This window comes from Streptomyces murinus, from assembly GCF_002154555.1.
GTDB classification, from domain to species: Bacteria; Actinomycetota; Actinomycetes; order Streptomycetales; family Streptomycetaceae; genus Streptomyces; species Streptomyces murinus.
Genome location: NZ_MUNF01000418.1, coordinates 1 through 13318, shown reverse-complemented (window position 1 = coordinate 13318; position 13318 = coordinate 1). Strand labels below are relative to the sequence as shown.

The window sequence follows — 13318 nt, the reverse complement described above, 5'->3', positions numbered from 1 at the left end:
CGCTCGCCAATATCCGAGCGTTTGACCACACAGGCCGCAAAGCTCGTCACGGATGCACTCCAGCCGTCTAGCACCGTCAACCTCAGTGAAATCTGGGCGCCCGTCAGAGCGGATCACCGTGACATATGTGATTGGGTAACCTCGGTGATCACGAGGTAGCTCAGCAAGCCTAGATGGCAGCGAGGCATGAAACCTTTGGGAAATTGGGTCGTCTGAACCCACCGACTGAACTCCCGTGCGCTTGATCCGCCTTGTCCCGCTCAGTTTCCGACGAGACCGTTTATACAGCGACGATGCCTGGGGCGAGGACTGGCCTCGCGCGACGCCTTACGTAGAAGATTCCCAGGATCTTCGCCGGCACTTTTAGGTTGCCATGGCGTCCGACGGTATATCCACTCATTCGCGTCTGCTGTGAGCGATCTGCCGCCAGCACCCAGCCGTACTCCAACAGCGAAAACTTGAGCACAGACCCCGCCGATAGGATGAACCGCGATTTTTCATGCGTTCATTCTCTTTACCAGCACAGCTAAAATTAGGGGCCTCGATCGGTCGGAGGAGGTACGAGATTGCGTAAACCACGCGAAGCTTCTAGGAGCAAGGCCCCTCCCCCCGTGTCGAGTCCCCTGACCGCCGTGGAGAGAATGGGGACCAGAAGCGACATCACGGGGGGTCACTACATGGATTCTTTCGAGCTGGGGCGGCTGACTGACCACGACTTCGAGGTGGTCTGCCGTGACCTGTTCAGCGATGTCCTCGGTGTGCCGCTGGAGATCTTCCCTCGCGGCCGAGACCGTGGCATCGACCTGCGACACACTGGACCCACCGGGACGACCGTCGTTCAGTGCAAGCACTGGCCGGGCGCCCGCCAGAGGACGTTGATCGGACGCCTGATCAAGGATGAATTGCCTAAGGTCCATGCGCTGGCACCCGACCGCTACATCGTCGCCACGACGGTCGGCCTGACCGTCGACGGCAAGGAAGAGCTCCGGGGCGCCTTCGCCCCCTACATACGCGGCACAGGCGACCTATACGGCATTGACGAAATCGTCGCCGAGCTACTGCGCCGGCCAGACCTGGTCCGACGACACTTTCGGCTCTGGCTAAGCAGCACGACCGTCCTTCAGACCGTACTCAATCAGGACCAGTACCTGCGCTCGTCCTGGCTGCAGAAACGGCTACGACGAGTCGCCGACACCTTCGTCCCGCACGAAGGCTTTGAACGAGCTAGGCAGCTCTTGGACTCCCAGCGGGTCTGTGTCATCGCCGGCATTCCCGGGGTAGGCAAGACAACGGTGGCACTGATGCTCGCGGCCTGGCTGATGGGCAACGGCTACGAGGTCCACGAGATTTCCCAGGACATCGACGAGATCGGGACCCTGTGGCGTGACGACGCTCGGCAGGCGTTCCTATACGACGACTTTCTAGGGCGAACGACCCTGGAGGCCCCGTTGACCAAGAACGAGGACAACCGCCTACTGTCAGTGATCCGCGAGATCCAGGAGGCGCCGGGGAAAGCACTGGTGATGACGACCCGCGACTACCTGCTGGAGCATGCACGTCTTCGTCACGACCGACTGGCGGCACCGGAGGTGTCGGACGCGGTCAGCGTGATCCAGTTGACGGACCTGGATCTAGTGGTCCGGGGCAAGATCCTCTACAACCACGTCCATGGATCTCCCCTCGAAACTGACGACAAGCGGCGGTTCGCCGATCCGGAACTTTGGTGGCCGGTAGTCCGGCACAAGAACTTCAATCCGCGTCTGGTCGAGGAAACACTGAGGCTGTCCAGTCGCCAGGGGAAAGACATCGCCGCAGCGATGCTAGAGAACTTGGACGACCCGCGGCGTGTCTGGGAACGCATCGTGGAGAGCGAGCTGACGGATGAGGCTATCCACCTGCTCGAACTACTGTTCACATGGCAATCCGCTGACCTCGCAAATCTGGAGAAGTCCTGGCGCCGATATCGCAGGGAGATGGGCCAGGCAGCGGACGGGCGGACCTTCCGCAGGGCTATCCAGGTGTTGGACGGCACGATGGTCTCGGTAGAGCGTGGGCAGGTGGCCTTCCACAATCCGTCGATCGAAGACTACGTACGGTTCCACCTCGACGCCGGTCGCGCACACTTCGCAGAACTGCTCAAGGCACTTAGCCCCAATTCAACGATCCAGGTACACCGGCTCGTCGAGGCGGCGCGGATGGCCGATGGAGCAGGCATTTTGGCACGGTTGCAGGAGCACGAGTCGCTTGTGGTCCCTCTCGTCCGGGCGATGGCGGACTATGTCTGGACCGGGCCGTCGGACGAGGACGACAGCACGTCCACCCATCTTCAATGGGTGCTGGAAACGGCTAACTTGTTGAACTCCGCGATGCTGGCCGCGTATGTGATGGCGGAGGCACCCTCCCCGTTCACCTCGTATGAGCACTTCGCCCACCTGGAGAGCCTGGCTGACTCTCTCAGCACCAGCCCGTTGGTTCCAGAGGAGTTCGCAGAGCAGTTCTGGGAGGAGCTGGCCGAGGCCATGCACTGGGAGCTACTGGAAAGCCTCGAGGCTGGCGACTGGGATCGGTCCATCGCGATGTACGACTGGCTGCGCAGGAAGCCCGGCGCGTCCCTTGAACCGGTGACCGAGGAGCTGGTCCAGTGCGCTCTGCAGCAACTGCGCCAAGTCGCCGCGGAACCGGAAGCCGAACCCCAAAACACAGCACTGGAGCCGTTGGAGGAGTTGGTGGGCTTCCTCTTGGCGCAAAGAGCCGAGGACATGCTGCCTGAGGAGTTCGCCATCGTCTACGGCAGAGTTGAGCGTGCAGCCGCCGCCCAACAGGCGGATCGGAGAGTGCGGCTCCAGAAGCATCAGGCCCAGCAACGCGAGCGTACCGACACCGCACACAAGCACTCCCTGGTCACCGAGCTGATGCGGAGGCTCAACGACAAGTGCTGACCGCTTCAGGGACGGCGCAGAACCAGTCGACGCGGGAGTACGCGACTCTGCTCGGCTTCGCAACGCTCCGGACGGAGAATCGGCAGTCATGGAGGGCGCTCCCCTGGGAGCCATCTGGGAGCCAACCCACTACCCAAGCCCTCCCTAGACCGTTCGAGGCCACCGGACACCAACGCTCTGACCAGGCAAAACATCAAATCCCCTGGTGTCGATCCCGCCCGAACCTCATTCGGGACGAAGAGGTCGTGGGTTCAAATCCCGCCACCCCGACAGCCGTAACACCAAACCGGACCCGGTGCTGAGGAATCAGCACCGGGTCCGGTTTGATTTTATGGGCCGCACCAATGGGAGGGATGTTTCGCCTGAGGGCCGGCTCGCTGTCCGCAGCGTGGCTCTGATCGCCGTTGTCCTGATCACCAGGAACGCCGGCGAGGAGGGGAAGGCGCAGCCTAAGCACCGAGGCGAAGGGCGGCGGCTGAGGCACTGTGGCCGGATGCCGTTCCTCCCCTTGCCCCCGGCTGTCACCAGCGAACGTCCTCGTGCCAAAGTCGCCGAACAGACCGGACAAGCGAACAGGCGAATGCGAGGAGCAGCACATGCGCGACGGGGGACCGCAGTGGACACTCACCGTGCCCACAGGCGGCGACACACTCCGGCAGGAGCGCCTCACCCGGAATCTGCACGACACCCTGGAAAGGGCAGACGGTCTCGTCGTCGGCTTTCATGATGCCGACGGGCCCGCCGAACCGGGCCGTAAGGGCACGGGCGTGGGCGAGGTGGCTCTCTGGGCCGCTACCACTGCCACTGTCGTTCGCCCGGCGTCCCAGGTCCTGATCACCCTGATCAAGGAGTGGTGCGCCAAGGAACGGCACCGCAAGGTCGTGGTCACCATCGCGGGCGACTCCATCGAGATCACCGGGCGCCCCGACGCCGCGCAGGAACGCATGGTCCGCGAATTCCAGGACCGGATCTCCGGCAACGACGGCCCCGAACCGGATGACAGCGCACCGTGACCCGCCTCCATAAGCGCCGGGCTCTTCTGATCGGCAACGAGCACTATGACGACAGCCGCTTCTCGCCACTCGCCTCCGCCCGAGCGGACGTATGGGGACTCGCGCAGGTCCTGAAGCACCGCAGCATCGGCAACTTCGTCTCCGTCCAGCCGGAACGCGATCTCACCGCGGACGACATGCGGGCAGTCATCGGCGAGTTCCTTCAGGAACGCGACGAGGACGAGCTCGCGCTCGTGTACGTCTCCGGACACGGTGTACGCACGGTGCGGGACGGCGGCGAGTTCCACTTCGTCGCCAAGGACACCGACTACGACAGAGTGGCCGCGACCAGTGTCAGCGCCGGGTTCCTCAATGATGCGCTGGAAGAGTGCGTCGCACCGCAGAAGATCGTGATGATCGACTGCTGTCGCAGCGGCGGGTTCGCCATGGGGCTGCGCACGTCGGACCGACGGCCTGACAGCTCCGTGGCGAAATCCGGCGAGCGGCCCCCATTGACCAGCAGGGGTGTGTACGTCCTGTCGTCCTCACGGGCCGGGGAAGACTCGTTCGCCGACGCGGGCGACGGCCATGACGTGAAGCCCTCGGCGTTCACCGGTGAGGTCATCGAGGCGCTGCGCACGGGGAAGGTCAGCAAGGACGGCGGCAAGGAAGTACAGGTCAGCGACCTGTTCCACTATGTGAACCGGCGTATGCGTGCCCAGGACGGTGGCCGTCAGGTGCCGGTGCACTCCGCGCTCGGCGTCGACGACCGAATCGTCATCGCGGACAGCCCGTTCGGCCGGGCCCCCATCCTCGATCCCCTGGTCCCGCGACCCCGCCCCGGCGCCGAGGAGCCACCACAGCCGCACTCCGCGAAGTCCGCTCGTACACAGCCCACCTGGGCCGGCCTGCTGGACTACTACCGCGAGTGCGTTCTGGCCGAAGGCGCTGAGACGCCTCTGATGGAGGTGGGCCACCAGAACACGTCGTACGTATGCCTGGACGGCGCGGAGAGGTTCATCTCCGGCGACGTGGACGACGACGGATGTACGGCGCTCCCCGAAGAAGCGGCCTCGCTAGTGGATTCGGCGGCCGGGGAGGACGCGGAGCTCTGGGCGGGTTACCCGGCCGTAGTCCTCACCGGGCCGCGCTCCGGACGCCCCTGGCGGCACCCGAAGTTCGCGCCGCTTCTGGTACGCCGTGTCGAGATCGTCCATGGCGAGGGCGAGGTGAGGCTGAAGCCGTACGGTCCGGTCCAGCCGCATCCTCAGCTGGCTCTCGACTGGCTCGGCGAGGAGGAGGCCACCCAGCTCATCGACACGTTCCAGCCGTCTTGGCATCGAGGGCAACACGACCGTATGGCGTTGGAGGTACGCAACCTCCTTACGCAGGAGTTCGAGCTGCCGTGCGTTCAGGAGCTTCGGCCCGACCAACTCGCCGACCGCATCGACGTCCACACACCCGGCCACGGCGCCCGCAACACCGCGGTCCTCTTCTCGGCGCGCCCCCAGACAGGCTTCACCAAGCGCCTGCTCAACGACTTCGCCGACATCGCCAAGCGGACCGACCAGATCGAGAAGACCGCCCTCGGCGCCCTCACGCCCGAAGCCTCGCAGCGTGACCGAGCCCTCGGCCACACGGAACCCGAACCGGCGCGCCTCGTGACGCCGCTGCCCTGCAACGAGGCGCAGACCGCAGTGCTCCGATCCGCCATGACCCGCCGACTCACGGTGGCCACCGGCCCGCCCGGCACCGGCAAGAGCCAGTTGGTCGCCAATCTTGTCGCCACCGCGATCTGCGCCGGTCAGACCGTACTGGTCGCGTCCACCAACAACGAGGCCGTGGACGAGGTCTGGCGCCGTTGCGACACGCTGGTGCCCGGCAGCATCGTACGGACAGGTTCGGCGCGGAAGAACGCCAAGAGCAATGCGGAGCACGAGGCCGCCGCGCTGCACGCACTGCGCACCGGCCCGGAGCCGTCGTCCACCGTGGCCACGGCATCCATGGCGGCCACCTTGGCCGCCGACCGGCTGGCAGAAGTACGGCGGGACCTGGCGCACATCGCGGAGACGGAGCTGCGGCTCCGCCGGGCCGGCGAGGCCCGCAACCACCACGCGGAGCAGCTCGGGATCGCCGTCGCCGAACTCCAGGACCTGCTCGGTCATCTGCCCCGGCCGAGGGAGCTGGGGGACAAGGCGCGACGCCTCTCCCGCGCGCGCTTCCTCGGGTCGTGGCGCCGGGCCCGGTTCTTGCGCGGGGCCGGTCTGGACGGGTACGACGGCGATTCCGTCGCGGGCTGCCTCGCGCTCGCCGGCTTCGCCGCGGCCGAGACGGAATGGCGTGACGGGCGAGAGCACGCGGCCTCCGTGGACGACACATCGCTCACGCGGGCACTGCGCGACGCCGAGAACACCGTTCAGGACGCTTCACGCGCTCTTCTCGCCACCAAGGTGCAAACCGCCGCTCTGGCTGGGCGCCGTCGCATCCTCGATCTACTAACCGCTCAGGACCACAATCGCAGCGACTGGCCGCAGATGCGGAAGGTTCTGGGCCGCTCGGACAGCTCGACGGATACGCCCGCGGTGGCCGGGTGGGCCGTCACCAGTCTCTCCGCCCGGCGTTTCCCTCTGGGCCCGGCCCTGTTCGATCTCGTCGTCATCGACGAAGCCAGCCAGTGCGCGATCCCGCATGTCCTGCCGCTGTTCTTCCGCGCACGGCGCGCCCTCGTCATCGGCGACCCCATGCAGCTCACACACATCACGAAGATCAGCCCGCACCGCGAGGCGCTCATTCGCCGCGGAAATGGGCTGCGGTCCGAATGGCTTGAGAAACACCACCTTGCCTATCGGCGCCACTCCGCTTTCCATGCCGCCGAACGCTCCGCAGGCGGCACGTTGCTTCTCGACGAACACTTCCGCTGCCACCCGCACATCGCCGCGATCTCCAACGACCTCTTCTACGACGGCGGGCTGACCGTCCTCACCGACACCCGCGGCCGACCCGCTCTGCCGCGTCCCGCCGTCATCTGGACAGACGTGCCCGGACGAGCCACCCGCCCCTCGCTGGGTGGCTCCTGGGTCAATGAAGACGAGCTCCGAAAAGCGCACGACAGCGTCAACTACCTGCTGGAACAGCTGCCGCCCGAAGCCACCGTCGGCGTCGTCACTCCCTTCGCGCCGCAAGCCGAAGCGCTGCGGAGGCGGCTGCGACCGTACGACGAGGAGCGTCTGCGCATCGGTACGGTACACACCTTCCAGGGTGGCGAACGCGATGTCATGGTGTTCACCCTCGTCGCCGGAGACGGCATGCACCCCGGTGCCGTCGAATGGGTCGGCGGACAGCTGAACCTCTGGAACGTCGCCGTCACCCGCGCGCGAAGTCACCTCATCGTGGTGGGAGACAAGGAGCGCTGGCGGAAACGGGGAGGCGTGGGCGCCGCGCTGCTTGAGGCCGCGGAGCGCGACGGCGTGCCTCCGCGTGACAGCAGCGAAGACGCACTGCTCAAACGCCTGTACCAGGTCCTCTCCCGCGAGGCGGGAGCCACTGTCACGCTGGACGAGACCGTTCACGGGCATCCGGCAGATGTTCTGGTGCGAGGCGTCGGCGACACCATCCCTAGAGCTGTACTACTCGACAGAGGAGTCGAAGAAGGTGCCGACGCGGCACGCCATCTCCGGCTCATGCTGCACCGGCGGAACCTGCTGGGCAGTGGGGACGGCGAAGCCGAAGCCGCTCGATGGCCGGCCTGGAGGCTGTACGAGACAGACGAGCATCGGGGGTGAGCCAGGCCCCCGCGCCTTGCCCCGGCGGAAGGCCGGCGCGTAGCGCTTGCACGGAATCACCATGGTCCGGCCGTCGGCCGTCCGGGAGACGGCCGACGACGCCGTTGTCGCCCGGTCGACGCGGGCTGGGACCCGGGACTCGCGCCTGCCATGGGCGCGCTCAGAGTCGCGCTCCATGAGAAGAACAACCACGCGCCGAAGTCATCGTGAGGTCACGGGACCAAGTCGTCTGGCAAACAGGTGGCCGGCCGGCGCCCTCGACTGATTCCTCAGTCGGCGTCTCCCCAAACAGCTTTCAGATCCTCACAATGGACGGTGATCGACGCATCGGTGAGCGCGATTTCATGCGTGCAACCACCGTCCTCGTACGGGAGAATCTCATCGAGGAGCACAGTGTCGACCAGCATCCAGTCGACGGCGTGCGCATAGTCGATAGAGAAGTGCTTCACCCTTGAATAGCTGATACGCAGCCCGACGTCATGCTTCCACTGGTTCGGGGCGAATTCCAGTATCAGTTTTCCACTTTTATCGGTAGCTACCCGAACAGCAGACAGTTCCAGGTCCTTTACGCAGCGGCTGTTGCCGTGACCCAGGGCATAATGTGCTGGATCGGACGCAAATTCCCTTGCGCCGTCCGGCAACTGATCCAGAAACTTGGGAAGTTCGGCCAAATATGCCCTGGGGTCGACGTAGAACCCGCCATCATCCCAAACGGCCGTAACGTACTTCATTTGCAACCTTCCGCAGCGAGAGGCGGCCGCCTCCACTTGTCCCCGCTGATGTCTTCGGTCCCCTTGGGTCCGATTCGGCCGATCTTTCGCAGTTCGTAGATCATCCGACCCTTGATGGCGTTCTCCACAGCGGGTGGGACTTCAACGTCCGCAGCTTTAATCCCATGCTTATTGAACCATCCCTGGCTGTTGAACAGCCCGACTTCACGCATGGACTTGTCGTAGACATGAATTTCCACGTCCATTCCCTTGTTACCCACGGGGAAGGGGTCGCGCCGGCCTGTGTACCCCTGCCCGAAATTCAGCGGGTTCAAGGGCCCCGTCGGCCCCTTTCCTGCCAGACCGAGGTCGTCACTCCAGCTCAGCGGATTCGGCACATACGCGTAGTGATCGGGAGCGGGGACAAGACCCAATGGATCCGCGCTGATGTACCGCGCTGTCTCGGGGTCGTAGTACCGGTGCAGGTTGTAGTGCAGACCAGTCTCGGAATCGGCGTACTGCCCCGGGAAGCGCAGGGGGCAGTCGATCGACTCTGTGGCCTTGTCCGCAGCCGGGATACGGGTGCCCCACAGGCCGGTACGGCGTTGCCAGACCAGCTCACCGGCCGCAGAGACGAGCTCCGTGGGAGTGCCGACGGAGTCGGTGACGACGCTGAAAAATCTGGCGCCATGCTCAGGGGCCGACTCCTCCGCCAGTTGCGCGAGGAACGACGTGTTGTCGGCTGTCGCGATCGGCTTGTGGATCGTCTGGGCGACCAGCCGGGGACTGCTCGGCGCATAATCCCAGGTGGTGACCCAGCCATCCGGCGTGGTCTGCTCGGCCAGACACAGGTCGTCCCAGACGAATTCCGTACGATCGGTCACGGAACCCTCCTCGGTCAAGCGGTGCTTGGCGATGCGCCGCCCCAGCGGGTCGTATGCGTACCGCCATCGGCTGCCGTCCGGGGTGATCACCTCCGTGAGGCGATCCTCAGCGCTCCAGGTGTAGGTCCAGGCACGAATCTGCCCATCGAGGAGTTTTCGGGTCCTGCGGACGAGGCGGCCTTCGGCGTCATAGTCGTACGAGGCTCGCCCGGCCGTCCGGACGAGTGTGCCGTCGAACCTGCGCTCACCGGCTGCCTCATGGCCGGGCGCCATGGCATGCACCAGGTTGCCCACCGCGTCGTAGGTGTAGGTCTCGCTCCAGCCGTGAGCACGCGTCCGCGTGACGCGGCCGGCTCCGTCCAGGTCGAAGCGGCGAGTGCCCGAGGTCAGCTCCCGGATTTCGGTGAGATGGCCGTCTGCTCGGTGAGTGCACGTCCGGTGCTGGAGGAGGCGGTCCGGGGCAGCGGTCAGGGTTTGCTTGGTCAGCAGCCCTGTCATGGTCCATGTCTGGGTCAGCGTCGCCCGAGTACCGAGGTCGCGCCGTGTCTCGCGGCCCGCGGCATCGTGGACAAAGTCCAGCGCGCCCGTGGGCGATCGCAGGGTGAGCGGGCGTCCCGCCGGATCGTACGTCCACTCGGAGACCAGCCCGGAAGGTGTCACCCGTCGGGTACGGCGACCAGCGGCATCATGAAGATGTGTGGTCGTCCGGTCGTTCACGGTTTCCGACAGCACTCGGCCGAGCAGGTCTCGTTGCAGTGTCACCTCAGCATCCGAGTTGGACGCACGGCGCATGCTGCCGTCGGAGCCGTAGGCGAACATCGTGACGCCGCCCGCGTCGGCATGCTGTTCCACAACCCGGCCAAGCGGGTCCCGTACGAAGCGCAGCGTCTGTCCAGCGCCGTTGGTACGGGCTGCCAGCTGTCCATGGGCGTTGTGCGCGTACGTGAGAGTACGGCCGTTGAAGTCCGTCTCTCCAGTCAGCCGTCCCGCTTCATCGTAGGTGTACGACCAGGTCAGGCCCTGCACGTTCGTGACGGTGGTCAGGCGAAGTTCGCTGTCGTAGGCAAACTCGTACCGCGCGCCGTCCGGGTCCGTGCGGGTGGCCGATACTCCGAAATGGCTCGCCGTGTGGCGGGTCGTGTTTCCGACGGGGTCCGTATGACTGAGCAGATTGCCCTCGGCGTCCCAGACCCACGCTTCGCGTGTTCCGTCGGCCAGTTCGCGCCAGGACGGCTTCCCCTCCGTCGTCCAGCTCAGGCGGGTGACGTGGCCAAGAGGGTCGATCACCTCGATGATCCGACCGAAGGTGTCGCGGTGGACCGTCGTCGTGTGGCCAAGTTCGTCCGTGACCGCGACGGGCAGGCCTGCGGCGTCGTACGCCATCGTGCGGGCGTGTCCGAGGGCGTTCGTGATTGTGGTGAGGCAACCCGCCGCGTCATACGCGTACCGTGTCTCAGCGCCGAGAGGGTCGACGGTCGTCAGCAGGTTGCCCCGCTCGTCGTAGGCGTGTCGCCAGACCGCTCCGCCCGGCTCGACCATCTCGGCCGGCAGTCCCAGGCCGTTGTAGGCAACCAGTGTCGCAGACCCGTCAGGCAAGGTGACTTCGATGATGTTGCCGGCGTCGTCCCAGGTGTACCGCGTGGTGTGCCCTGCGGGGTCTGTCACCGCGAGTGGCTGGGCTCCGTGCTCGTCCCACTCGGTGCGGGTGGTGTGCCCTAGCGGGTCCGTCTCCTCCACGACCAGGCCCTCGGCGTTGTAGCGGTGGACGGAGACGTGGCCCTGGGAGTCGGTGTACGTCGTCGTGCGGTTGGTGTCGTCGTAGGTCAGGGTGCCGGAGAGGATGCCGTCGATGCCTTCGGTGCGGGCGACGCGGCCGTGCTCGTCGTAGATGTAGGAGAACCAGGTGCCGTTGCGGTCGGTCCAGCGGGTGACGCGGCCCTCGGTGTCGTAGGTGAGGCGCAGGGGTTCGCCGCTGGAGTTGATGACCTCGGTGAGGTTGCCGGCGTGGTCGTAGCCGTAGCGCATCACGACCGTGCCCTCGTCGGGTGCGCCGGCCGGGTGGTAGCGGGAGGGCGGCTCGTCCAGCAGGCGCAGGGCGGTGATGCGGGGGCCCTGGGTGTCGACGGCGATGTAGTAGCCGCCGGAGTGGCGGATGCCGAACGGGACGCCCTCGTCGTCGCGTTCGACGTCGATGCGGTTGCCGTTGCGGTCGGACCAGGAGTCCAGGGCCAGGTGGAAGACGCCGAAGGACGGGGAGGGGACCGGGGCGGCGAAGGTGCGGGTCACGCCTGTCGACGGATCGGTGACCGTCATCGCGCCGTCCGGTCTGCCGTCCCACTGCAGGGGCCAGCGGGCGCCCTTCACCGGCATCGCGGCAACGCCGGGTTCCGGCACCGGGTAGACCAGGCGCATGCCGTCGGCGGCGGCGAAGACGACGCCCTCGCCGTCGATCTGGAGGCACTCGTCCAGGGTGGAGATCCAGGTCGGGCCGAAGCAGACACCACCGCGGTAGGAGGAGAGGTGGGTGCGAGTGAACTCGAAGGGGAGAGCGGCCGGCAGCGACAGGTCCGTCTGTGTCATCAGCATCGCGCCGGTCGCCACGTCGACCGGCTCGCCCACGCACGGGGTGCGCTCGGCGTTGCGGGCAGCAGGGCCCAGATCGACCAGGTCGGGGCGGAGCGACGGCGGGCGCAGGAGCAGCGGGGTGGTGTCGGCGAGTCCGCCTTCCATGCTCGCCTTCAGCAGGTCGCCGCCCGCGCCCAGGGCTCCGCCGTAGATCATGCCGTCCTTGGTGGCCTGGTTGACCTCGTCCAGGCTGAAGCCGTGCTGAAGACCGGTGACCATCTTCAGCGGCTGGGCCAGGGCGGCGTCGACGGTGACCGACTCGACCCCGCCGAACGCGACACCGACGAAGGCGGCTGCGGTGATGTCGGCCACCGCCGCGGAGACCCCGACGCCCACCGTGGCACCGAACTCGATGACCGCGTCCGCCGCGGCCGCCGCAGCCCCGGAGGCGATACCCGCGGTCATGACGGCCAGGGTTATACCGCCCGCGATCACGGCGGCGTCGACGGCGATCCGGGTCCAGAGCTTGTTGATCGCGTCGTCGATGGCGTCGGCGAGTTTGTCGAGCATGCCGGCCATCTGCCGTGAGGAGTGCGAGAGATCGCTCAGCCAGCCGCCGTCCCTGCCCTTGGCGTAGCGGCCCCAGAACTTGTCGAACGCCTCGATCGACTCACCGGTGTTGTTGTGGATGATCCCGGACGCGCTGCGGTGCACCGGGGAGCGGACGTCGTCCACCGAATCGGCGAACGCACGCCAGGCCTTCGCGGCGTCCCGCAGCTTGCCGGAGTCGGCCTCCGGCCACCACAGGCCCATCTTGAGCAGAACGTGGCGGGCCTTGTCCTCAACGCTCACCGGCACCGTCACTCTGTTTATGGATCTTCACTTCCGTGAACATCCCGGCGATGAGCTGGTCGTTGTCCACGTGCCCGTCCGACAGGTCCACCATGGCCTCGTGAATGCTCGTCAGCCCGAGCACCAGAACGCCCGCCGCGCTCTCGATCGACTTCTGGTGCGGCTTGTAGACCCCGGCGAACTGCTTGACCGGTTCGTCATGGCCCCACGGTTCACCGAGGCCGTCCAAGGTCTCGATGAGAGTGGTCAGAGCCTTTCCCAGATCGATGGCTCCCTGCTGGAAAGCCGGTGCCGCCGCCTTGATGTCGGCGGTCTTGATGTCCAGAACCTTGCCGGGGACCTTGCCGTCACCCATCGCCGCCTCCCCCTCGATCGACAACCGCGAATTCCGACCTTAAGGGAAGGGGGTCAAGGGAAGGCCATTTGACGGCATGTGTAAGGTCCGCGGCGGCAGTGGCGATGTGGCAGAGTTCACCACTTTCAGCCAAGTTGGCAACTAATTGGCCTGATACATCAAGGTTGTGGGCTTGCCTGTAAGCAGGAGTAGGGCGGGGCGCACGTACAGCTGAGGGTGTGCGCCCCGCCCTACTCCTG

At 66.0% G+C, this 13318-nt stretch carries 6 protein-coding genes; 3 read left to right on the top strand and 3 right to left on the bottom strand.

Going from position 1 to position 13318, the window contains the following annotated elements:
• Positions 1–677: 677 nt before the first annotated feature.
• The 3 genes from CCN72_RS24520 to CCN72_RS24510 all read left to right on the top strand — a co-directional run bounded on the left by CCN72_RS24520 (position 678) and on the right by CCN72_RS24510 (position 7713).
• On the top strand, positions 678–2939 hold the full coding sequence (locus CCN72_RS24520; protein WP_244174433.1) for an nSTAND3 domain-containing NTPase: 2262 nt from the start codon (positions 678–680) through the stop codon (positions 2937–2939).
• Between the two features lie 596 nt (positions 2940–3535).
• Complete coding sequence (locus CCN72_RS24515; protein WP_086809648.1) at positions 3536–3952, top strand: hypothetical protein; 417 nt, start codon at positions 3536–3538, stop codon at positions 3950–3952.
• The gene (locus tag CCN72_RS24510) at positions 3949–7713 is read left to right on the top strand and encodes a caspase, EACC1-associated type (RefSeq protein WP_086809646.1); all 3765 of its coding nucleotides are present in this window, start codon (positions 3949–3951) and stop codon (positions 7711–7713) included. Before CCN72_RS24515 ends, CCN72_RS24510 begins: the two co-directional genes overlap by 4 nt.
• Positions 7714–7982: 269 nt before the next feature.
• Here CCN72_RS24510 and CCN72_RS24505 read toward each other — a convergent pair whose 3' ends face one another.
• The 3 genes from CCN72_RS24505 to CCN72_RS24495 are packed head-to-tail and all read right to left on the bottom strand — an operon-like array spanning position 7983 to position 13079.
• Positions 7983–8444, bottom strand: coding sequence for a hypothetical protein (locus CCN72_RS24505; RefSeq protein ID WP_086809644.1), 462 nt, complete (start codon positions 8442–8444; stop codon positions 7983–7985).
• Entirely contained in the window at positions 8441–12724 is a 4284-nt protein-coding gene (locus tag CCN72_RS24500; protein ID WP_279630276.1) for a DUF6531 domain-containing protein, read from the bottom strand. The genes CCN72_RS24505 and CCN72_RS24500 overlap by 4 nt, the downstream gene beginning before the upstream one ends.
• Complete coding sequence (locus tag CCN72_RS24495; RefSeq protein ID WP_086809642.1) at positions 12714–13079, bottom strand: hypothetical protein; 366 nt, start codon at positions 13077–13079, stop codon at positions 12714–12716. The genes CCN72_RS24500 and CCN72_RS24495 overlap by 11 nt, the downstream gene beginning before the upstream one ends.
• Positions 13080–13318: the final 239 nt, after the last annotated feature.

Excerpts from the sequence above, each read along its gene's own strand:
- CCN72_RS24515 (WP_086809648.1), top strand. The coding sequence starts at position 3,536 with ATGCGCGACGGGGGACCGCAGTGGACACTCACCGTGCCCACAGGCGGC.
- CCN72_RS24520 (WP_244174433.1), top strand. The coding sequence starts at position 678 with ATGGATTCTTTCGAGCTGGGGCGGCTGACTGACCACGACTTCGAGGTG.
- CCN72_RS24505 (WP_086809644.1), bottom strand. The coding sequence starts at position 8,444 with ATGAAGTACGTTACGGCCGTTTGGGATGATGGCGGGTTCTACGTCGAC.
- CCN72_RS24495 (WP_086809642.1), bottom strand. The coding sequence starts at position 13,079 with ATGGGTGACGGCAAGGTCCCCGGCAAGGTTCTGGACATCAAGACCGCC.